Origin of the sequence: Rhodobacter sp. NSM (genome assembly GCF_052244495.1) — a bacterium.
Classification (GTDB): Bacteria; Pseudomonadota; Alphaproteobacteria; order Rhodobacterales; family Rhodobacteraceae; genus Cereibacter_A.
In genome coordinates this window covers 1-363 of the sequence record NZ_JBQPXH010000077.1, presented here as the reverse complement: position 1 = coordinate 363, position 363 = coordinate 1, and the positions used below count along the sequence as shown (strand labels likewise).

Here is a 363-nt window from a genome sequence, read left to right as displayed (position 1 = left end):
CCCTCGGTGCTGCCGAACAACCGGTCGGCGTAGTCGGTCCCGATGGTCTCGCGCGCGCCCGAGGTGTCGAAGACGAAGCTCGCCGCGGTCAAGGCGCCGGGAAGTACCCTGCTGATCTGGATCGAGTTCTGTCCGCTGTCGCCGTAATACGCGTTGAAGAAGGCATCGGTGCCGTTGCGGGTCTCGAGGATGCGCTGGATCTGGTCGAAACTCGAGATCCCCCAGGCCGAGACGTCGATCCGGTCGCCCGCCCTGAAGTCGGCAATCGTGGTGGCGCTGTCGTAGAGCCAATGATTCAGCCGCGCCTCGACTCCGAAAATGTCGTTGCCTGCCTGGCCGTAAAGCACGTTCACGTCGGCGCCG

Annotated in this window: 1 protein-coding gene; it reads right to left on the bottom strand. The window is 64.5% G+C overall.

Annotated features, from left to right (window positions below; genetic code table 11):
- Positions 1–363: hypothetical protein (locus ACTVZP_RS22355; RefSeq protein ID WP_443214321.1), on the bottom strand; the 363-nt coding region annotated here is incomplete at both ends.